The sequence below is a fragment of the Pseudoalteromonas sp. SCSIO 43210 genome (assembly GCF_054133285.1).
Map to the genome: position 1 here is coordinate 153,743 of NZ_CP087225.1, position 21,986 is coordinate 175,728.

Here is a 21,986-nt window from a genome sequence, read left to right on the forward strand (position 1 = left end):
TCGCTGAGGTCAATATGAGTCAAAAAATAGTTATTAAAGCAAATGTTAAACGCGAACTACAAGAGAGCTTACCAACGGTAAGCTACGAGTGGAATTGGCGTCGTATTGTGAGTATTGCTATGTTGGTATTAATGACCTCTGCAGCTGTTGTGTATGGTTTAACAACGTCAGTCAGTGCAGAGCAAGGCGAGCATCCAAATGAGCAAGAGCACTTTTTAAGTTTTAGTAATAACGCAGAGAACCAGACAAGCGATGAAGTAACGGATGTTGAGCCAGAATTATCGGTAAACAATATCCCTGATGAGTCTGTGGAGATAACGCAGACGAGTATCGAACCGTTGTCAGCTGCGCAAAACGAAAATCAAAAAAACATCTCAAGTAAAACACTAGGCGAAGTCGAACTTGTAAATAATAATACGGTTTTATTAGCTAACAACGATATTGTTACTGATCAAAGCGAAAGCATTAATATAGAGTTAAACTCAAATATTGATAATGAAGTACAAGAAGAAATCGCAGAAGCTCAAAATGAAGCTGAGCTAGCCAATCAGAGCGACTTACTCTTAGAGCTAGAAAACGATGATGGCGCATTGAGTGGCACGGAAGGTTTTTCGCCTACCGCGCAAGTTGCAAGTGTGGCATTGGGCGCGCAAATAGACACGGGTAAAATTAGCCGTGCAGTACTTACTCGAAAAGTAAGCCGACGTGAGCCTACTAATGTGTTTGCTGCTGACATTCGTTTAAGTCAGTTTGAGGAGTCATTATCATTTTTTAGTGAACTTAAAGGCTTACAAGGTCAGCAGGTAAAGCATGTGTGGTCTTTTGAGGGCACTACGATGGCTGAAATTTCGCTCAATGTAACCTCTACTCGCTACAGAACATACTCAACGAAAAATATTATGGCCACGCAAACAGGTCACTGGCGTGTAGATGTCGTTGATGGGCAAGGTAACTTGATAGCTCAAAAAGAATTTAGAATTTTAGCAGACTAAAACTAGCTAAACGCAGTAATTAATTGGATACCCTTATGACAGAAAAAACAAAATTAGTACGTATCGCAACGCGTAAAAGCGCCTTAGCACTTTGGCAGGCCGAATTTGTGAAAGCAGAGCTTGAGCGTTTTCATGCAGATGTGTGCGTAGAATTAGTCCCTATGTCGACGCAAGGGGATATAATTTTAGATACGCCATTGGCTAAAATTGGCGGTAAAGGCTTATTTGTTAAAGAGCTAGAGCAAGCTATGTTAGATGGTCGCGCTGATATTGCTGTGCATTCTATGAAAGACGTGCCAGTAGAGTTCCCAGAAGGATTGGAACTACATACTATTTGTGAGCGTGAGGATCCGCGTGATGCGTTTGTATCAAATAACTTTGCTAATTTAGGCGAGTTACCACAGGGCGCTATTGTTGGTACTTCGAGCTTACGTCGTCAGTGTCAAATTAAAGCGCTTCGCCCTGATTTAGATATTCGTGATTTACGCGGCAATGTAAATACGCGTTTAGGTAAATTAGATGACGGCCAATACGATGCTATTATTTTAGCGGCAGCGGGGCTTATTCGCTTAGAAATGGAGTCGCGTATTGCTGATTACATTGAGCCAGAAGTGTCATTACCAGCAAATGGTCAAGGTGCTGTAGGTATTGAGTGTCGTATTGATGATGAAGTAACAAAAGCATTACTTGCACCACTTGAGCATACACAAACACGTATTCGCGTAAACGCAGAGCGCTCTATGAACCGCTATTTAGAAGGTGGCTGCCAAGTTCCTATTGGTGCTTATGCATTAGTTGATGGCGAGCAAGTACATTTACGTGGTTTAGTTGGCGCTGTGGATGGCAGTGAAATTTTACGTGACGAAGTAACAGGTCATGTAAATGACGCAGAAAAATTAGGTATTGAGCTTGCTAAAAAATTACTAGCTCAAGGTGCAGATAAAATATTAGCTGAAGTTTATAGAGACGCATAAATGACACATATTCTGATAACTCGGCCCGAAGGAAAAGGCGCAGCCCTTGCTCAGCAACTTGAGCAGGCGGGTTATCAGGCGTCTTTGTTTCCGGTATTAAAAATAACGCATTTAACACCCTCTAGCACTGAACTTAGTCCGCTGTTAAATGCAGATAAAGTAATATTTATATCGCAAGATGCAGTTAGTGCACTTTCGCAATTAAAACCCGATATAAATACTAAAGCTCAATTTTATGCGGTTGGGCAACAAACAGCCGACATTATATATGAGCAATTTGGTGTACGCGCAGCATTACCAAAACAGTATGATTCAGAAGGGTTGCTTGCGCTTAAATCACTCGCAGAGGTTGATGGCAGCAATATAGTGTTAGTTAAGGGGCAAGGTGGCCGCCCTGAGTTAGCTAAAACGCTCAAAGAGCGCGGTGCTTTTTTAAATAATTGTGTTGTGTACAAACGTGAACCCACAGAGAGTATTCTCCCTAACTGGACAGACCACTGGAAAAGCCAGAATGTACACGGTATAGTCATAACAAGTAATGCTGCAGTTGATGCTATATTTAAAAGCCTTGCTGCACACCAACTACAATGGTTACAACAGTGCCAATTTTATGTTGCCAGCGAGCGGATAGCCGCTTATTTAAAGCTGCAACAAGTAAGCTTGGCTAATATACATATTGCAGCAGGGGCTAGCGATGATGCTATGTTTACCTGCATAAATCAGCAAGGTAGCAACATGAGCGAACAGTCAAAGCCAGTTACGGCAGAAAAAGCCACACCAACAACAGCTAACACAGCCTCAGCTAAATCAACAAAGCAAGAGCCTGCAGCTACAAAAAATACGGCAGACAAAAATAAACAAAAGGTAAGTAAGGTTGCAGCACTTGCGCTTTTGATTTCGTTAATTGTGGCCTCTGGTGTTGGATACGAGTTTTATCAAAAACTAAATGCTGGTAAGGCGCAAAACCTAGCCGTTAATGAGTTAAGCGAGCAAAATAAGTTACTCGTTCAAGAGCTGCAAGCACTTAAATCGGCGCAATCTAATTTACAGCAAGCGCTGTTTAATAGTGAGAAAAAAATTGCCACAGCCCTCAGTGAAAGTACAGCTCAAAATCAGCAAGAATTGAAAGCCGCTTTGCAAAAGGCGCAGCAACAAGGCTCGTCTCTAAACCCACAAGAAGTAACCAGTTTACAACGTATGGCTGAGTTTAAACTATGGGCTGAAAAAGATTACCAAGGCACTAATGCTGTTTTAAAACGCTTAGATGGATTACTTAGTGAGCATCCAGGAACAGTTGAAGTTCGCCAAGCTATTATGCAAGACATACAAACACTTGATAGCCTTAAACCTGTTGCAACAGAGGCTATTTATTTACAGCTAAACAGTGTACTAAGCAGTATTGACGACTTAGTTTTTAATGCAGTTAATTTGCCAGAAGAAGTTACCGAAGTAGATGAAAATGTATTAAGTGAAGACATAAATGATTGGCAGCAGAATTTAAATAACAGCTGGGGTCGCTTCTTAGACAGCTTTTTAACACTTCACCATCGAGAAGGAGGAGTAGTTGCTCCATTTCTTGATGAGCAAGAGCGTCACCTCGTTAATCAACGTATTAAGCTTTATATTACTCAGGCACAAGATGCGTTACTTAGTAAACAAGCTAGCATTTACTTTAGTACTTTAAGTGAAGCAAAACGCTTAGTTGATGAGTATTTTAAGAAAGACGATAACGCTACACAAAGGGTTTTAAAATCAATAGCTAGTCTTGAAAAAGAATCACTTAACTTTAACCCTAAAGTAACACTTCAAAGTACACAGCAGGTTAAGGAGTGGGTGCAATGATAGGGCTAATAATACTGGTTATTGCGTTAGTACTTGTTATTGGTGTAGCTCCTTACGTTATAAATGAGAAAGGTTATGTCCTTTTCTCATTTAATAACTATACAGTTGAGGGCACTATGATTGCTTTTTGCGGTACAGTGATTGTTATTACTGCGATCGTATTTATTACATATAAGCTAATCCGCTACTTATTATCGATTTATCATAATACTAAACATGGCTTTTTTGCACGTAATCAAGAGCGCAAACAAGCAGCTATTGAGCAGGCTCTGTGGAGTGCTATTAACGATGATTATGAGCATGTAGAGCAGGCTTTATCGGGTAATAGTGTGCCAGATAAGTTTGAAGATATTCGCTTAGCATTACTTGCAAAAGCAGCGCTTGCTAATAATCAAACAGATAAAGCACTTGAGCGTTTATTTGAAATAAGCCCTGAGCATCAACTAAAAGTCGCGAAACTTTGGCTAGCAAGTGGCGATAGTAGCGCAATTGAATCGCAGATGCGTGTAAGCGCCGAATCTAAAAAAGCTACTGCGCTTGAGTTAAAGCTGTATACCGAAGTGTTGGTGCAACAGCAGCACTTTAGTGCTTTAGAAGACATTTTACCAAGATTGTTGCGCAAAAAGGTGTTTTCAAGCGAGCAGTGGACATGTGTTTTTAATGCTTACTTTTCAGCTCTGCCAATTGAAGAAATTACACATAAATATAAACAGCTTCCTAAAAAGCTACAAGCTTATGCGCATACTGCTTATTTAGCGAAAATGGCAGCGATAGGTCAGCTAGCTGTAATTGAGGGCGACTTGATAAAAATGGTTAAACACAACGAACAGCACAATCAACTTGCCCATATCTTAAATGGCGCAGCCAATGCTGATGCAATCAAGTTGCAGACCTGCATTCAAGAGCGCCTTAAAAAAGATGAAAGTAATAATGCTTTATTACTAGCACTTGCTTGCCTTGCCAATGCACAAGGTGACTATGATTTAGCCGCAAGGGTATTTGATAAAGCGTTGAACTCTGAAAATAAAAAACAGTACGCGGAACAAGCTGCGCTAAGCTATAGTAAAAGTGCACAAACTGAGAAAGCACTGGTTTTGTATCAATGAGCTTAAATATGAAAAACTAAACTAAACTAAACTAAATGTAAGTACAGGTATAGGAGCTGAGTATTGAAAAATTTATTCGTATTAACTTTCAGCCTAGCCAGTGCTTACTTTTTAACTGGATTTGCTAGTAATCTTCTTCTTTCTATTGATGGTTATGCCGTTGCTTCATGGCCTCCTTCGGGCATTGCATTGGCTGGACTTTTACTGTGGAATCGTAGAGCTTTACCTGGCATCATTATTGGTGCGTTATTAACAAATATAGTTAACCTCGATAGCGCATCTGATATCTTCAATTGGCAAATTGCCATTCAAGCCTTGTTAGTTACTACAGCGTCTGTGTTGCAAGCATGGATAGGCGCTCAATTTATTACAAAAGTTATAAAAGCCCCCCTTGATCTCTCTTCTTTAAAGCATTGTATACAAAGCTTATTTATAGCTGGTCCAGTGTGTTGTGTTCTGGCTGCAGGAGTCGGTACGTTTTTATTAGTTAGTAATCACGTAATACCAGCACATGGCGCTATTGATAATTTTATCGCATGGTGGATAGGTGATAGCGTTGGAGTATTAATTTTTACTCCGCTGGTGCTTGCTGGGTTTAACTATCAACAAGTTCAAAATAGGCTGCAGGTTATTATTCCTTCTCTAATGATATATATCATTATTAGTGCAGGATTTTATACTGCGTCTAATTTTAAAAAAGAAAAAGAAATACAAAAACAAGAGCTTAAAATATTGTCTGTTCAAGATGCTATAAGCCAACGAATTGATGAAGTGTCAGCCCATCTAAGCTTGCTAGCAACATTTTTTGCAAGTAGTGATGAGGTGACTTTTGATGAATTTAAGCTATTCACTTCTAAACAGCTTAGTTATAGTCAAGAAATTGTTGCATTTGAATGGGTACCTTACATTTCAGCAGAGCAATTAGCCGATTTTGAACGCTCAGAAAACACTCAATACATTGATGATTACTATGTAAAAGAAAGATGGTCAGAAGGGGTATGGGAGCCAGTAAGTTCACGTGACTTTTATTACCCTGTACTTTATGCATACCCATTGATTGGTAATGTAAGTGTTATTGGTTTTGACTTAGCCTCAAATAAAGGGAGGGCGGCAGCATTACACAAAGCAAAAATTTTAAATGAGCTAGTGCTGAGTGAGCCAATCGATTTAGTACAAAATACGCAAGAAAAAGGTGTGTTATTTTTGCACCCTGTTTTTGGAAACTCCACTACTGAAGATGACTTTAAAGGGTTTGTTGTTGCAGTAGTAAGCCTTAAAAAATTATCGCAATCGTTATTATTTGATCAAAATAACCTCGTTGCAGCTAGCTTTTTAGATGTGACTTTACCCAATCAAAAACAGAGTATTTACACAGCCGATACTCATTCTTTTGAACTATTAAAAGAATACCAATTACTTATTGGCAAGCGGATCTGGCAAGTGCAATTACATGAGCCTGTAGTTAGAACATCATGGTTAATGTATTGGCTTGCACAAATAGTAGGTATGCTATTTGTGTGGTTATTAATAACTTTTTTGATTTCGGTTACTGGTACAAATATACAAATTCGTGAGCAAGTGGCAAAACAAACTCGTGTTTTACGTCAAGAAAAGCAAAAAGCTGATGAAGCAAGCCATATTAAAAGCCAGTTTTTAGCTAATATGAGTCATGAGGTGCGCACACCTATTAATGGTATAAAAGGACTGCATTATTTAGCGCTGCAGCAAAATGATTGGCCACAGGCTCGAACTTATATAGAGCAAGCGGATGGTGCGCTTGGTGTGTTACTGAGGGTATTAAACGATGTACTCGATTTCTCTAAGATGGAAGCTGGCAAACTTGATTTAGTACAAGAACCCATTAATGTGGGTCGCTTAGTGGATGAAGTGACGAATTTAATGCAATTTGAAGTAGATGTTAAGTCACTGGAATTGCATCTCGATTACGATAAAACAACAAACTTAACTATTCATACCGATCCTATTCGTTTAAAACAAATACTTTTAAATTTACTTAATAATGCAGTTAAATTTACAGCGCAAGGCTGCATAACACTTAAAGTATGGCAATCAAAAAAGATGACTTATTTTAGTGTTAACGATACGGGTATTGGTATTAGTGAAGCAGCTCAAAAACAGTTGTTTAAACCTTTTTCTCAAGCCGATAGTTCTACTTCTCGACAATATGGTGGCACAGGACTAGGTTTGAGTATTTGCAAAAAACTGGTTGAGTTGATGGGAGGGGCTATTGATTTAGCTAGCCACGAGGGTAAAGGCTCTACTTTTACATTTAGTGTGCCGTTGAATTCCCCCCTACCAAAAGCAGAGCAGGTACAGCAACAATATAATGAGATAGATGTTGAGAGCTTATCGTTTACTGATTATAAGCTGCTTTTAGTTGAGGACAATTCTTTAAATCAACATGTTGCTAGTGCAATATTAAAGACCAAGGGGTGTGTAGCTGATATTGCGAGTGATGGGTTTGAAGCAATAAAAATGTTGACTACCAATAGTTATGACATTGTGCTGATGGATATTCAAATGCCAAATATGGATGGTTTACAGGCAACCAAAGTTATCCGTAATGATTTAGGGCTGATTGATTTACCTATTATTGGTTTGTCTGCCAACGCGCATGATGATGATGTTAAAAAAGCAGTTGCTTGTGGAATGGATAACTATATAACCAAGCCAATTGATGCTAATACGCTATTTAAAACACTGTGGCATCATTTATCACATAAATAAGTTACGTTATTTTTGCTCGAAAAGCAGACATATGACCGCTTAAACTTACCGCAAACCATATAGACTTGAAAAATAACTATATCTGCGTATCATGCGCGCAAATTTAACTAAACTGGGTTGCTATTATGATCAATAGAAAATTACCTTTGCTAGATATTCACCGCCATTTAGACGGTAATGTACGTGCGCAAACCATATTAGAACTTGGTCGTCAGTTTAATATAGAGTTACCTGCAGATAATGTTGAGGCACTCATTCCTCATGTTCAAGTTATTGATCCTGAGCCAAATCTTATGGCTTTTTTACAAAAGTTAGATTGGGGTGTTGCAGTACTTGGCGACTACGATGCGTGTAGGCGCATAGCGATTGAAAACATTGAAGATGCTCAAGCCCAAGGCCTTGATTACGTAGAGCTTCGTTTTAGCCCTTACTATATGGCACAAAGCCAAGGTTTACACCCGCAAGGGGTTGTAGAAGCGGTTGTTGATGGTATTAAATCAGCAACAAAAGGCGCAAACATAAAAGCGAATTTAATTGGTATTTTATCGCGTACTTATGGCGTAAAAACATGCCAGAAAGAGCTTGATGCATTACTCGCATTTAAAAATGATTTAGTAGCGGTTGATTTAGCCGGTGACGAAATTGGCTTCCCGGGTGAGTTGTTTGTAGCGCACTTTAAACAAGTACGAAATGCCTATTTAGCATCGACTATTCATGCTGGAGAAGCCCTTGGTGCTCCGAGTATTTGGCAAGCAATTAATGAATTAGGGGCGAGCCGAATAGGGCATGGCGTTAAAGCCATTGAAGATCCAAAGCTCATGGATTACTTACGCGATAATCGCATTGGTATTGAGTCATGCTTAACAAGTAATATTCAAACCAGTACAGTGAGCGACCTAGCTAAGCATCCACTTAAGCAGTTTTTAGATCACGGTATTTTAGCGTGTATTAATACTGATGATCCTGCTGTTGAAGGGATTGAAATTGAGTATGAATATGCAGTTGCAGCACCTCAAGCTGGTTTATCTCAAGCTGATATGGAAAAAGCCCAAGCAAATGCATTAGAAATAGCATTTTTAAGCGATGGCGATAAAAAAGAACTTTCGGCAATCGTTAGCGCACGTTAATTTAAGAGTATTAAAAATGCCGCTTTATATAAGCGGCATTTTGTTATCTGCAATTTAGTGTGTTTGGCAGCTCATGTAATTATCGTACAGTGCTTTAAGTACATCTGCCCGGCTGATCATACCGATTACTTTAATGCCATCTACAACTGGGTAGTTTTTTGGTTTACCAGGCTGCATTTTTTCAGCAAGCTCAATAATATTTGTATCACCATCTATAGTAACGACTCCTGTTTGCATAAGCTGCGATACTTTTACTATACCATCACAAAAATAACTGCTTTGCATAAGTGGCTTTAAAAGCTCTTGTTCGGAAATAAATCCGACTAGGCATTTATCTTTATCGAATACTGGTGCACCAAGCAGTTTAAATTTTTGTAGTTCTGCTATAGCGGTGGTCATTTCTGTATCTGGTGTTATGTTTGGTAACTTGCGTTGCATAAAATCTTTTACTTTTGTATTTAGCATTTGGGTCTCTCCCGCTGATGTTCTATACAAAGTATGGTTTATAGATAGGGATTTAGGAAATTGTTTATACTGATGAGATTGATAGATTTTAACTATTGAATTTTTGTTATTATAAAAATAAAGGCACTAGGTGCCTTTATTTATAAGTAAAAGTTAATTTTAATTACTTTATAAATGCGAATGCGTCGGCGTACATGTTTTCACGAATTGCACCATGGGTAATAAAGTCATCGCGGACAATACCTATCATGTCAAAACGACCCGCCATATAAATATCATATGGGGCAAGTGATACGATATCTTGCATTACGGCTTTGTGTACATAGCCAGTATGACCTTGCCAATTAGCAGATGGGTTTTCTACCACAGGGATAAACTCAAAGTTTTTATGGCTATCGGCCCATGTTTGCATTTCTGTGTGCGCGTATAAAGCTGATTCTTCTTTTACACCCCAGTAAAATAATACAGGACGGTCGCACTTAATTTCAGCTAAGTGATCAGCCATTGATTTTGCGTATGAAAAACCAGTACCGCCGGCGAGTAAAATAATAGGGCGCTCACATTGCAGGCGCAACTGTGAAATACCTAGGCCAGCTTCAATGTCTACTAACTGCCCTGTGGTATGGGCATTTCGTAAATGTTCTAACGATTGCATTGCATAAGAATCGGCACCAGATGCGCCAATATGCAGTTCTATTGCATCGCACTGTGAAGGGCGGCTAGCAATAGAAAAAGCACGTTTGTCTTTTTCGCCTAATACGAGTTGCATGTATTGGCCAGCTTCAAAGGTCACAGGTTGTTGTGGCTTTAAAATTACTTTATGAACAAATTCTGTAAGTGGGCTGATAGCTACAACTTCAGCTTTTAATGTTTGCATTTTTTACCTTTTAGCAGCGCTTTTAACAGCAGATACGCAATCGAATGACTCGATTCTAGCATATCTGCAGGGTTATTTTATAGCCTGTTATGTACTTACATATAAACACTTAAACAATATTAAGGCTTTCCCAAATATCATCTACGCGGTCTTTGGTGTCTTTATCCATAACAATAGGCTCGCCCCATTCGCGGGTGGTTTCGCCAGGCCATTTATTGGTAGCATCCATTCCCATTTTTGAACCAAGGCCAGAGACTGGCGATGCAAAATCGAGATAATCAATAGGTGTGTTCTCTATTAATGTTGTATCACGCGCTGGATCCATTCGGGTTGTTATAGCCCAAATAACATCTTCCCAATCACGGGCATTAATATCGTCATCGCACACAATTACAAACTTGGTATACATAAACTGACGTAAGAACGACCAAACCCCCATCATCACGCGCTTGGCATGGCCAGGATATTGTTTTTTCATTGTTACAATCGCCATACGGTACGAGCATCCTTCTGGCGGAAGGTAAAAGTCGACAATTTCAGGAAATTGCTTTTGTAATATAGGCACAAACACTTCATTAAGTGCTACACCTAAAATCGCAGGCTCATCAGGCGGTCGGCCAGTAAATGTACTGTGATAAATAGGGTCTTTACGATGCGTTAAGTGAGTGACCGTCATTACTGGAAAGTCATCTACTTCATTATAGTAACCGGTATGGTCACCATAAGGGCCTTCTGGCGCCATTTCACCAGGCATTATGTAACCTTCAAGTACTATTTCTGCACTGGCAGGGACTTGTAGGTCATTTGAAATAGATTTTACAACTTCGGTTCTGCTACCACGTAATAAGCCAGCGAATGCATATTCGCTTAGAGTGTCAGGTACAGGCGTTACAGCACCTAATATAGTGGCAGGATCGGCACCGAGTGCTACCGATACAGGGTAGGGTTGCCCTGGGTTTTCTTTACACCATTCTTGAAAATCAAGCGCGCCACCACGATGTGACAACCAACGCATAATTATTTTATTTTTTCCTAATAATTGCTGGCGATAAATACCCAGATTTTGGCGTTTTTTATATGGGCCTTTAGTGACCGTAAGGCCCCAAGTAATTAATGGCGCTGCATCACCTGGCCAGCAATGCTGAATGGGCAACTTAGTTAAATCGACATCATCACCTTCTAAAACTACTTGTTGGCAAGGCGCTTTTTTAACTTCTTTTGCTGGCATATTAAGCACTTGCTTAAAAATAGGTATAGCGCCTAGAGCTTCTTTAATGCCTTTTGGTGGCTCAGGCTCTTTTAAAAAAGCGAGCAGTTTACCGACTTCACGTAGCTCGCTAACTTCTGTTTGGCCCATTCCCATAGCAACGCGCTTTGGTGTACCAAATAAGTTGGTAAGCACCGGCATATCGTAGCCTTTTGGATTTTCGAATAATAACGCAGGACCTTTTGCACGCAATGTGCGATCAGATATTTCGGTCATTTCAAGATACGGGTCGATTTCTTGGGTGATACGTTTAAGTTCGCCTTTTTTCTCAAGTAAATCGATAAAATCACGTAGATCTTTATATTTCATTGTGGGCCGCTATTAAGCTAAAGAGTTGAAGTATTATACCCATTTCATGCAAGGCAAGTCATTACTTGTGCTTAAAACTTAAAGCGCTCTACGGCACTCGTTAGAGAGTGTGCAAGTTGATTTACGTCTTCACTTTCGCTTGCTAGGGTTGTCGCGTTTTTGGCATTTAAGGTGGCTTGCTCTGTTACCTTTGCCATTATTTTTTGGATGTCGTTACTATTAGTTAGCTGTTCATGAGAGGCCTTTGCTATTTGTTCGCTCATTTGATTAACCGATAGTAATGTGCTTTTTATACGCTCTACAGCTTTATTTAGTTCAGCACTATTTTCAACACATTTTTTGGCTTGTTGTTGGCCATCATTAATTTCACTTTGTGTTGTTTTAGTATGCTGTTGTAATGTTTGGATCATGGTATTTATTTCGCTTGTTGAGCTTTGTGTACGCGCAGCTAGTGAGCGAACTTCATCAGCGACAACTGCAAATCCTCGTCCATTTTCACCAGCTCTTGCCGCTTCTATTGCAGCATTGAGCGCAAGCAAGTTTGTTTGCTCAGCAATACTACTAATAGTCTCTACAATGGCACCAATGAGTTCGGTAAATTCAGCAAGCTCTTTTGTGCTACTAACTGCCTTATCTAAACGGCTTAATAGTGCCTCAATACTTTGGCTATTTTGATTGGCTATTTGGTTAACGTCATTAGCAAACTGTGAGGCGTTAGTTATTTCATTTGATGTGCTATCAGCTTGTTCGTACACGACTTGTGAATTATCTAGCATACTTTGTGCAAGCGCAGTTGCTTGTGCGCTCCGCTCTAGCTGTAGTTGGGCTACAATGGTCATTTGCTGGCCTTTTTCACTGGTTTGAATCGCTGATTTGTCCAGTTCATGTGCATCGTTACTAATTGCTTTTATTAAATGGCTTAAGTCGTCACTAAGTTTATTAATATTGTTAAGTAAAGTGCCAAACTCATCTTTACTGCGTGGATGGCTGCGCTTAGAAAAGTCACCTGAGGCTATGCAAGCTAAATCACGATTTACTTTATTAAGGGGCTTTAGCATTGCATTGGTGGTAAAAATTGAAATTATGATCACCAGTATAATCAGTACAAGGGCGATTATAATTACCGAGCTTGAGCCCATATTAATGGCTGATTTGGCATTATTTTGAAGGGTGTTAAATCGTTCATCAGCAAGTTTATTAAGTTTAAGTAATTGGTTTTCTGTGTTTATAAATTCTTGTTGAAAGCGTTCAAATTTTTGTTGCGCCGTTGTTTTGTTTTCAATCGTTTTCTTTTGTTTTACGTAAATACCATTTGGCGCATTTAAGAGAACCCTTAAATCGTTGAACTCAATAGTAAGTTGGCCGATGTTTAGATCATTACTGAAAGGTGTCGCCTGCTGCTCTAGGTAAGTAAAGTTAGGCTGAATATTATCGAGTAAAAACAAAGTATCTTGTTGGTGATTACTTAAGTCGCTAGTACTTGTAGTTTGAGTGATGCTTTTAACATTGTTACTTAAATTAAATAGTAGATCATCAATACGTGTTGCCGTACCAAACATAGAATCGAGTAGAGGCTGTTGTGTTGAGGGTACTTCTAATAGCTCTATATCAAGCAAACGATTACTTAAGCTACTCAATTGCTCAATGAATTCTTTAATAAGTGATAGGGCCGAGTTTTGTGCTTTAAATCGTTGTTCCTTTGCACTAAACATTGCAGTACTTATTTTGCTTAGTTGATTAAAGTTATCAGTTGTTGCTGCAAGTAAAGCTTGCATATTTTGCTGCTGAAACAGTTGAGATTCAAGCGCATTAAGCATTGTTAGAAATTGCTCTTGCTCTGCGTATGCTTGGTCTTTATTTCGTAATAGTGAATCTGGTTTGGTCTGGCTGTAAGCAACAGCATTAAATTTAGTTATGGAAAGAAGTGAAAGCCTTAAATCTTTACTAACTTGTTGTACTGGAACGGCTAAGGTTTCTATACGTGAAGTAGTAATACTAATTTGGTTTAACGACCAATAAAAAAACACACAGCTAGTCAGCATTAACAGCCCTATGGCAGAAAAAGCTAAGATTATTTTATGTTTTATAGCAATAGAGCGCATAACTTCATCAACAAAATTAACACTTTATTTAGTGTAGCAGTGTTTTTTAGATGTTGTTAATTGGTGGCTAATTAATAATGCATTGCTGCTTTTTCCCTGAAATTATAAGCATGGCGTGATTATCTTTACCCCAAAACAGTACATTTTCGTTTATGTACTTATTCCCTGATGCACTTTTTTCATGATTAATTAAATGCGTTTCGTTGTTAAAAGTAAGCTCAGCATATTTATCGTTGATAATACTTAGTGTTAGTTTTTTTTTACCACATAGATAGGTAGTATTTACTTGCTGTTCGCTACATGCGATTAAGCTAAGTAAGCTGACTATAATTGCTATATTTATTTTCACTCTTACCTCCATCTACGTTCAAAATGATCATCTTTGGGAAGCCCTGCCCTTAATTCTAATTAGAGATTAACAAAATTAAATTAACCGTTGGTGAAAGTAATGCTTTACGTTATGTTTATAGCAATATTTTTTGAGCTCGGAAGCTTTATGGCTGGTACTAACCTTTTAACATTATTAGACGATATAACCACTTTGCTCGATGACATTGCGACAATGAGTAAAGTAGCAACAAAAAAAACAGCGGGTGTATTAGGCGATGACTTAGCGCTCAATGCACAGCAGGTTACAGGTGTAGCAGCAGAGCGTGAATTACCGGTTGTTTGGGCTGTGGCAAAGGGCTCATTTTTAAATAAAGCGATACTCGTACCCGCTGCTTTATTAATAAGCGTATGGCTGCCTTGGTTAATAACACCGCTTTTAATGATGGGTGGTTTGTTTTTATGTTTTGAGGGAGCTGAAAAAGTATTTGCTAAGTTTTTGCCTCATAACAGTGAAGCGGTAGACGAAGATGAAAAGTTAGATTTAGTTGAGTACGAAAAACAAAAAATAAAAGGGGCAATAAGAACCGACTTTATTCTTTCTGCCGAAATTATTGTGATTACTTTAGGTACTGTGGCAGGTGCTACATTGCTTAATCAAGCTTTAGTGCTTTGTGTTATCGCAATTATAATGACTATTGGTGTTTATGGCTTAGTGGCAGGTATTGTAAAACTGGATGATGCCGGGCTTTATTTACTCAACCAATCAAAGGTAACAGCTAATAAATTTAAAGAATTACTTGGGAAAGGCTTACTCGCAGCAGCGCCTAGGTTGATGCAGTTTTTAGCATTTGCGGGCACCATCGCGATGTTTTTAGTAGGTGGCGGGATTTTAGTACATGGTGTTGAGTTACTACATCATACTCAAGTCGATGTAACAAACTATGCCCAATCTGTTGCTGGCGGTACAGGAGAAGTATTAGCTCCTCTATTGTTTGATGGTTTGCTAGGCGTGATTGCTGGCTTAGTTGTTGTGCTTATACATGTAGGTTATACAAAGTTATTTAAAAAATAGCAGACACATTTAGTTATCATTTTCGTTACATTTCATAAGGCTTTATATATTATGACTTCTTGTTGTTAATACAGGGAATTATGATGAATTTTCTTTTAAGATGTAACTTGTTAGTACTTCTGTTATTTGTAAGCTTTTTTAGCTTCTCAAAGCAGCCCCAAATCCCCGTGGAGTACTTCAGTAAAAATAAAGAGTTTAATCACGCTACTATTTCTCCAGGCGGCGAGTATTTAGCGGTTATAAATAAAGTTGCAGGTAAAAATGCGCTTGTTATTTTTGATACTGAAAACTTTAAAATGCTTCATGCAGTTGCCTTTGAAGGAAATGCTCAAGTTGGTGATTATCATTGGGTTAATAATGAACGAGTTGTTGTTACTAAAGAGTATTTAAAAGGGTGGCAAGACCACCCTGAATATCATGGTGAGATATTTGGCGTAAATGCTAATGGAGCTAGAGGTAAATATCTAATTGGTTACCATGGTGAAATGCAAACAGGTACACGCCTTAAAAGGCAGACTCCTTTATACGGAACTTCATTTGTATTAGACCCCTTAGTTACTAACAAAAGAAAAATGTTAGTAGTTACCTATCCTTGGACCTCGAGTAATGAGCCGCATACTATTGTCTATGAAGTAGATGTATATACGGGCAAAAGGAAGCAAGTTACTTTGTCTCCATCACGTATGGCTGAATTTTTAACTGATCATGATGGTAATGTTCGAGTTTCAGTATCTACAGATAATTATATAGATGCAAAAATACATACCAAGGCAAAAGATGGCGGTGACTGGGAGAAATTAAATTTAGGAGAGGTTAGTTATGGCGATATTAGACTAAAAGCTTTTGATAAGTCTGGTGACAGCATTTATATGACTGCTTCTGTTGGTGGAGAGGCTGAAGGGTTATATAAACTAAATTTAAATACTAAGGAAATTGAATTAGTTCATCAAGAACAATATGTATCTCCAAAAAGAGTGTGGGTTGATGAAGTTTCAAAAGAATTATTTGCAATAGAAAGTGAGTTAGGTTATCCAAACTATGCTTTTATAGATAAAGACTCTCATAAAAGTGTTCGTTTAAAGTCTTTGATAGAAGCATTGCAAGGCGACCAAGTGCAGTTATTCAGTAGCACCTCTAATGGCGATATTAATGTTATTTACGCATCAAGTGATACCAACCCTGGTAAATATTACTTATACGATGGGGTACAAAATAAGCTAAGAATATTATTTTCAGCGCGTGGCTGGCTGAACGAAAATGAGCTTTCAAAGACAAAACCTATTCAATATAAAACTCGGGATGGTTTAACTATTTATGGGTATTTAACTGTTCCTAATGGTCTTGAAGATAAAAACTTACCTCTAGTTGTAATGCCTCATGGCGGTCCACATGGCCCTCGTGATTATTGGGGGTATGATTCTGAGGTACAGTTATTAGCAAGTAGGGGAATGGCTGTACTAAGAGTTAATTTTAGAGGTTCAGGTGGGTTTGGTCGAAACTTCGAAGAAGCAGGTTACCAAAAGTGGGGTTCTGATATTCAGTTTGATATTATTGATGGTGTTAATTTTTTAATTTCTAATGGAACGGTAAACAAAAACAACATTTGTATAATGGGATCAAGCTTTGGTGCTTATTCAGCTTTGCAGAGCGCCATTTTAGAGCCAGACATGTTTAAGTGTGCAATTGGAACAGTTGGTATTTATGACCTACCGCTAATGTTTGAAGAAGGTGATATTTCAGGGCGTAGTACAGGACAAAACTATCTTGAAAACGTTTTAGGCACTGATGAAACGCTTTTGAAGGCATTTTCACCTAGCTATAATATAGATAAGCTTAAAGCAGCTGTGTTCATAGTTCACGCAGGTGAAGATGCACGAGCCCCTATTGAACAAGCCGAATCATTAATTGCTGCATTGAAAAAAGCTAACCATCCTTATAAGTACGTGTTATTGGAGGATGAGGGCCATGGTTTTTACAAAGAAGAACACAGAACTGCTTACTACAAACAAGTAATTAATTTTTTAGATAAACATTTAGAGTTATAAAATATTAAAGCAGCAAGTAACATACTTGCTGCTTTATTCACAGCTAGCTATTTTACAAAGAGATTCCAATTCAAATTGTGCTTTAGTATTTTTTTGCTTAATAGCCTTTTTGTACCAATAAATAGCCTGCTGTTGATCCTGATCTATTCCCTGACCATCACGATACATTTGCGCTAAATTTAATTGCCCCCATTGAGAGCCCGCTTCAGCAGCTTGTTTAAAGCTATTAAATGCTTCAACAAACAAACCATCTTTAAAATAAATAATGCCTTGTTGATTGTTTTTATCGAGCTTTAAGCCTTTATATAGTGGCTTAGGTTTGGGAGGATGCATCACAAACCCACCATAAAGGATGTTGGCATAGGGGCGCAGCACGTCGTAAATAGCTTCGTCGTTGTAAAGGCGTGCTACTTCATCACGAGGGAGGGTGATTGTTTTAGTGGAAAAGTAATTGTCTTGAATTAGCTGGCTAGTACGCATTGCCAAAGTAATACTATTATTACGTTTATAGCTGTAGTTGCTTATCTGAAAGGTAATAAATTGTTCGTCAAAATTTAAAACTTGAGCAATTTTTAAATTGGTTAGGGTCCAGGGCTCGTGTGTAAATTTGTCGGCGTGTACTAAGTAGGTATCATATATTTTAGGCGTATTTAAATAGCCTTCCTTTCGAGTCTCGCTATTAAGGTGCTGTTGATAAAAAAATAAAACAATCCAAAGTAATAAAAATACACCAATAAAGTATTTAGGTAGGCTTAGTTTTTCTATTAACGGTAGTTGCGATATTTTAACCGGTTCGCTTTTTCCGCATTGATAGCACTCGCGTTTATAGCTTAATTTTAAGGCAAGCATAGGTAAAATGCTAAATCGTAAATAGCGGCTTTTATTTACTAAATGGTAGGCGTCGCTTTGACAATGAGGGCAGCGTGTTGTTTGTGCAAAATGTGGAAATGATTCACTCGTGTTGAAAAGTAACATAAAGCACGCTCCTTGTTTAATTACCTAAAGGTAAAACAAGAAGCGTGTTAGTTAAAGCCACAAACTGTAAGTAAGTATGTCTGTTATTACTTATTTTGAGCTTTAGGCTTAATTGTTGTTTTTGCATCAGCAGCCATTAGAGCAAATACAGCGTATGCAGCGGTATTTTGACGAAGCTTAGCAGGTGTTACTTTATCAAGTGTATCGTCAGCTGTATGGTGGTAATCAAAGTAATCTGTTCCATCTTGAGCAAGTTCAAAAATAGGTGCTGAGGTTGCTGCTTTAAGTGGAATTAGATCAGGGCCACCATTCGCTTGGTTTTTACCAATATGCTCAATATTTAACGGCGAAAGTTCTTTTGCAATAGCACGCACTACAGGAAGTGACTCTGCGCTTACGTTCGATTCAAAAGCATATACAACATCGGCGCCAAAATCAGACTCAGCTGCTGCAACAATATTGCTTAGCTCGTTTTTATGCTCTGCAAAATAAGCTTTTGCACCCCAAAGACCTAGCTCTTCAGCTGCAAAAAGTACCACACGAATACTGCGCTTAGGACGCTTTACATCGCTAATATGTTTAGCGGCTGCCATTGTTAGCGCAACGCCTGCACCGTCATCTAGTGCGCCAGTCCCTAAGTCCCAAGAATCTAAATGCCCGCCAATTAATACATATTGCTCAGGGTTTTCGGTACCATTAAATTGGCCAATAACGTTATAACCTGTGCCTTCACCAAGGCTTTCGGTTTGCACATTAATATTTACCGATACGTCTTTATCTAAAGCAATGAGTCGTGCTATTTGATCGGCATCTGGATTAGCAATGGTTACATTAGGTATTTTTGTAACACCTTCTTTGTAGTAACTACCGCCAGTGTGTGCAAAACGATGATGACCAGTACTTACCGAGCGCATCATGTAGGCAACAGCCCCTTTTTTAGACGCTTCTATAGCGCCTGTGCCACGTGCTTTTACAGCAGGTCCGTAACCATTCCCGTCTATATCGCGGTTCATGCGGTAATTAATATACGCAATTTTACCTTTTAGGCTATTTGCTGGTGCTGCAATTAACTCATCAAGTGTTTCGAACAAGACTACTGATGCTGTGATCCCACCTTTAGGCGTGCTTATACTGTTACCTAATGCAGTTAAATGTAGAGGTTGCTCGCTTGGTGTTAGTATTTTTCCGCTTTCGCTATAACGGCGCCATTCAGGAAAAGTCGCTTCTTCAAGCCATACTTTATCAAAACCAAGCTCATTAAATTTAGCTTTAGCCCATGCCACTGCTTTTTTATCATTTTCAGTACCAGGTAAGCGAGGTCCTACTTCAGTTGTTAATGACTCTAGTAATTTATAGCTTAAATCACTATTTAGAGCAGAGGTGCGCACTTCATTGACTTGTTGTAATTGCTTTTGGGTAAATTCGGCGTTGTTAGCGTTTGCAGCCATACTGCTAGTAAGCAGCAGTGCGGTAATTAATTTTTTCATTTGGGTAAGCCTTTTTAATAATTAGCGCTATTAGAACATGTAACAAACATGATAAAAAATAGATGAGATGAATAGGCTTTGTAATAGGTTTAATGCTGTTAGGTATAAACGTTTAGATATAAAAAAAGCCCGCATAAATTTACGCGGGCTATCTTTTAACACTGTTATTTAAGGTATTTAATTAAAAGCTAAATTGCGCAGCTAAACGAAGATTTGTACCCTCGCCAACAGTTACATTACTCGTGCCGCCACCACCTAAATAGCTTTTATCAAATAAGTTTTCGATGTTAAGGCGTAAGTTAATATCGGTATTGCTTAAGTTAAACTTATAAGTGGCGCCAACATCAACACGTGTATATGCATCTTTAGTAATTGTATTATCGCTATCTGCAAAGCGCTCGCCTTCGTAAAAAGCGCCAGCGTTAATGGCAATGGCGTCGTTTAATTCATAACGAGTCCACAGAGATGCCGACCATTTTGGTGCATCGGTAGGGCGCTTACCTTCCAATACTTCATCGCGTTCAAAGTTAGCATCTAGATACATAGTTGATGCCATAACAAATAAGCGGTCAGTAGCAGCACCTTGTGCGCTTACTTCAACACCTTTATGGCGTTGTTCACCCACTTGGTTTGTTTCACTTGTGAATGAGCCAATAGGTGTCTCAAGCTGTTCGCTAACAAGTGTGCCTTCTTTACTAATATCAAAAAGTGCACCTGTAAGCAGTAAACGGTCATCAAATAATTGCCATTTAATACCAATCTCTCTTTGCTCTGAGGTAATGGCATCTAGCTTCATGCCATTATTTACATCGGTTTCATCAATCAGAGTTTCACTACCTTGAGGCTCAAAACCTTCTGAGTAACTAGCATATATAGTTGCCGAAGTATTTGGATGATAAAGCACACCTACCTTTGGTACAAATGACTCGTTATCTGCACCTTCTCGTGTTTGTTTATCGTAACGGCCACCTAGCGATAATTGCCATTGTGGTGAGAACGAAATTAAGTCCTGAACGTAAATACCGTAATAGTCGTATTCAGTTTCGCTTACTGTATCATCTGTTTTATAACTTACAGATGGGCGTGATGGTTCTGCTTGTCCTGCAGAAAAATCAAAGTAGTCAGCAGAAGTACGGCGTTGCCCGTAGTAGTAATCTAGCGAGTTTGCGCCAATTAAAAACTGATGCTGTAAGCTACCTGTTTTAAATTCCCCAATAAAATCAATAAATGCAGTTTTAAATTGCCAATCGTCAAAACGGTCGTAAGGACGAGATTCATAGCTGTCACCTTCAGCAAAGCCACTAGGCATGCGAGGTGCTGACTCAAAGCGTTGGCGCTCAAACGTTTGTTCGTTATAGCCAAGTTTTACTTGCCAGTTATCGGTTAAAAATACTTCTAGGTCTACACCTAGGTTTTCTACGGTAATATCGGTAAACGCCCAAGACATATCACGGATTGTTTTATCGCTACCAATTACATTAGCATTATCATCTATCCATGCACCAGTATCTAAACCTGCTTCGTCATCTGTGCGGTCGTAATGCACACGGACTAATGCGTTATCGCTAATATCGTAATCTACAACTAAAGCACCTAAAAAGCGGTCACGCTCACGGTTTTCACCATTTTGGTATTCACGCCAGTAGTCAACGTCTTGCTTTACTAAAATCCCGCGAGCACGTAAATCTTCTGATTCAGTTAATGCACCTGCAGCATCAACCATAAAGCGCGTTGACCCATGCTGATCTACATCGGCACTGGCATTAAATAATGTTTGTGCTGTAGGCTTTTTAGTTACCATGTTAACCAAGCCACCTGGGCCTGACTGACCATATAAAATGCTTGATGGGCCTTTAATTACTTCAACTTGTTGCAAAATTTCGATTGGTTGCTGATAGTGCGACCAATGCTGATGACCGTCGCGTAAATAACCTGTCGATGAGCTCAGCTCAAAGCCGCGTAAGTTAAATACTTCACGATTTCGTTGTTGTGAGCCTGCAGTTAAGCTTGCGTCATTTGTGAGTACTTCGCCAAGTGTAGTGGCAAGCTGTTCGCTAATAATAGTGTCGGTTATTACAGTGACAGATTGTGCAGTTTCAAGTAATGAAGCTGATGTTCTCATTGCGCCATTAGCGTTATCTACTTTGTAATCGTTAAAGTAGCTTCCCTTTACTTCTATGCGTTCAAGGTCGGTAGTGTTTGCATATGTGCTTGTTGTAATGCTTGCTAATAGTGCTATGTAAATAGAATTCAGTTTCATTAATTGCT

16 protein-coding genes are annotated in these 21,986 nt (G+C 38.8%); 8 read left to right on the top strand and 8 right to left on the bottom strand.

What is annotated here, in order from left to right:
- The first annotated feature begins 14 nt into the window (after window positions 1–14).
- From LOS73_RS00665 to add, 6 genes are all read left to right on the top strand, one after another.
- Window positions 15–992, top strand: coding sequence for a DUF2914 domain-containing protein (locus LOS73_RS00665; protein WP_007377337.1), 978 nt, complete (start codon window positions 15–17; stop codon window positions 990–992).
- Window positions 993–1,027: 35 nt separating this feature from the next.
- On the top strand, window positions 1,028–1,966 hold the full coding sequence (gene hemC / locus LOS73_RS00670; protein WP_007377338.1) for a hydroxymethylbilane synthase: 939 nt from the start codon (window positions 1,028–1,030) through the stop codon (window positions 1,964–1,966).
- Window positions 1,967–3,808, top strand: coding sequence for a uroporphyrinogen-III C-methyltransferase (locus tag LOS73_RS00675; protein WP_457934314.1), 1,842 nt, complete (start codon window positions 1,967–1,969; stop codon window positions 3,806–3,808).
- Window positions 3,805–4,914, top strand: a complete 1,110-nt coding sequence (locus tag LOS73_RS00680; protein WP_007377340.1) for a heme biosynthesis HemY N-terminal domain-containing protein — start codon at window positions 3,805–3,807, stop codon at window positions 4,912–4,914. The genes LOS73_RS00675 and LOS73_RS00680 overlap by 4 nt, the downstream gene beginning before the upstream one ends.
- A 63-nt stretch (window positions 4,915–4,977) precedes the next feature.
- Window positions 4,978–7,662 carry a CHASE domain-containing protein gene (locus tag LOS73_RS00685; RefSeq protein ID WP_007377341.1) on the top strand — a complete coding sequence of 895 codons (2,685 nt, stop codon included), beginning with the start codon at window positions 4,978–4,980 and terminating at the stop codon, window positions 7,660–7,662.
- 125 nt (window positions 7,663–7,787) lie between these two features.
- Complete coding sequence (gene add / locus LOS73_RS00690) at window positions 7,788–8,789, top strand: adenosine deaminase (protein ID WP_008136170.1); 1,002 nt, start codon at window positions 7,788–7,790, stop codon at window positions 8,787–8,789.
- Window positions 8,790–8,843: 54 nt separating this feature from the next.
- Here add and LOS73_RS00695 read toward each other — a convergent pair whose 3' ends face one another.
- The 5 genes from LOS73_RS00695 to LOS73_RS00715 all read right to left on the bottom strand — a co-directional run bounded on the left by LOS73_RS00695 (window position 8,844) and on the right by LOS73_RS00715 (window position 14,158).
- Window positions 8,844–9,254, bottom strand: a complete 411-nt coding sequence (locus LOS73_RS00695) for a CBS domain-containing protein (RefSeq protein WP_149605504.1) — start codon at window positions 9,252–9,254, stop codon at window positions 8,844–8,846.
- A gap of 163 nt (window positions 9,255–9,417) precedes the next feature.
- The gene (fre, locus tag LOS73_RS00700) at window positions 9,418–10,131 is read right to left on the bottom strand and encodes an NAD(P)H-flavin reductase (RefSeq protein ID WP_008136172.1); all 714 of its coding nucleotides are present in this window, start codon (window positions 10,129–10,131) and stop codon (window positions 9,418–9,420) included.
- 109 nt (window positions 10,132–10,240) lie between these two features.
- Window positions 10,241–11,707, bottom strand: coding sequence for a 4-hydroxy-3-polyprenylbenzoate decarboxylase (gene ubiD / locus LOS73_RS00705; RefSeq protein WP_007377345.1), 1,467 nt, complete (start codon window positions 11,705–11,707; stop codon window positions 10,241–10,243).
- Window positions 11,708–11,778: 71 nt separating this feature from the next.
- Window positions 11,779–13,809 (bottom strand): methyl-accepting chemotaxis protein, encoded by a 2,031-nt coding sequence (locus tag LOS73_RS00710; RefSeq protein WP_457934315.1) that lies wholly within the window; start codon window positions 13,807–13,809, stop codon window positions 11,779–11,781.
- Between the two features lie 67 nt (window positions 13,810–13,876).
- A complete protein-coding gene (locus LOS73_RS00715) occupies window positions 13,877–14,158 on the bottom strand; it encodes an MliC family protein (protein ID WP_457934316.1) in 282 nt (93 codons plus the stop codon).
- Window positions 14,159–14,305: 147 nt separating this feature from the next.
- Between LOS73_RS00715 and LOS73_RS00720 the strand changes: the two genes are divergently transcribed.
- Both LOS73_RS00720 and LOS73_RS00725 read left to right on the top strand, forming a co-directional pair.
- Window positions 14,306–15,211, top strand: coding sequence for a DUF808 domain-containing protein (locus LOS73_RS00720; RefSeq protein ID WP_024595166.1), 906 nt, complete (start codon window positions 14,306–14,308; stop codon window positions 15,209–15,211).
- Between the two features lie 62 nt (window positions 15,212–15,273).
- Window positions 15,274–17,256, top strand: a complete 1,983-nt coding sequence (locus LOS73_RS00725) for an alpha/beta hydrolase family protein (RefSeq protein WP_457934317.1) — start codon at window positions 15,274–15,276, stop codon at window positions 17,254–17,256.
- 33 nt (window positions 17,257–17,289) lie between these two features.
- Here the strand turns inward: LOS73_RS00725 and LOS73_RS00730 are convergent, their stop codons facing one another.
- The 3 genes from LOS73_RS00730 to LOS73_RS00740 form a co-directional block, all read right to left on the bottom strand.
- Window positions 17,290–18,231 (bottom strand): tetratricopeptide repeat protein, encoded by a 942-nt coding sequence (locus LOS73_RS00730; RefSeq protein ID WP_278380187.1) that lies wholly within the window; start codon window positions 18,229–18,231, stop codon window positions 17,290–17,292.
- An 86-nt stretch (window positions 18,232–18,317) separates the two neighbouring features.
- Window positions 18,318–19,718, bottom strand: a complete 1,401-nt coding sequence (locus LOS73_RS00735; RefSeq protein WP_278380186.1) for a M20/M25/M40 family metallo-hydrolase — start codon at window positions 19,716–19,718, stop codon at window positions 18,318–18,320.
- 181 nt (window positions 19,719–19,899) lie between these two features.
- Window positions 19,900–21,978 carry a TonB-dependent siderophore receptor gene (locus LOS73_RS00740; protein ID WP_278380184.1) on the bottom strand — a complete coding sequence of 693 codons (2,079 nt, stop codon included), beginning with the start codon at window positions 21,976–21,978 and terminating at the stop codon, window positions 19,900–19,902.
- Window positions 21,979–21,986 lie beyond the last annotated feature (8 nt).

What these genes read in the sequence shown, in the direction of transcription:
- fre (WP_008136172.1), bottom strand. Translation starts at nt 10,131, where the DNA reads ATGCAAACATTAAAAGCTGAAGTTGTAGCTATCAGCCCACTTACAGAA.
- ubiD (WP_007377345.1), bottom strand. Translation starts at nt 11,707, where the DNA reads ATGAAATATAAAGATCTACGTGATTTTATCGATTTACTTGAGAAAAAA.
- add (WP_008136170.1), top strand. Translation starts at nt 7,788, where the DNA reads ATGATCAATAGAAAATTACCTTTGCTAGATATTCACCGCCATTTAGAC.
- LOS73_RS00730 (WP_278380187.1), bottom strand. Translation starts at nt 18,231, where the DNA reads ATGTTACTTTTCAACACGAGTGAATCATTTCCACATTTTGCACAAACA.
- LOS73_RS00740 (WP_278380184.1), bottom strand. Translation starts at nt 21,978, where the DNA reads ATGAAACTGAATTCTATTTACATAGCACTATTAGCAAGCATTACAACA.
- LOS73_RS00680 (WP_007377340.1), top strand. Translation starts at nt 3,805, where the DNA reads ATGATAGGGCTAATAATACTGGTTATTGCGTTAGTACTTGTTATTGGT.
- LOS73_RS00665 (WP_007377337.1), top strand. Translation starts at nt 15, where the DNA reads ATGAGTCAAAAAATAGTTATTAAAGCAAATGTTAAACGCGAACTACAA.
- hemC (WP_007377338.1), top strand. Translation starts at nt 1,028, where the DNA reads ATGACAGAAAAAACAAAATTAGTACGTATCGCAACGCGTAAAAGCGCC.
- LOS73_RS00735 (WP_278380186.1), bottom strand. Translation starts at nt 19,718, where the DNA reads ATGAAAAAATTAATTACCGCACTGCTGCTTACTAGCAGTATGGCTGCA.
- LOS73_RS00710 (WP_457934315.1), bottom strand. Translation starts at nt 13,809, where the DNA reads ATGCGCTCTATTGCTATAAAACATAAAATAATCTTAGCTTTTTCTGCC.
- LOS73_RS00695 (WP_149605504.1), bottom strand. Translation starts at nt 9,254, where the DNA reads ATGCTAAATACAAAAGTAAAAGATTTTATGCAACGCAAGTTACCAAAC.
- LOS73_RS00675 (WP_457934314.1), top strand. Translation starts at nt 1,967, where the DNA reads ATGACACATATTCTGATAACTCGGCCCGAAGGAAAAGGCGCAGCCCTT.
- LOS73_RS00720 (WP_024595166.1), top strand. Translation starts at nt 14,306, where the DNA reads ATGGCTGGTACTAACCTTTTAACATTATTAGACGATATAACCACTTTG.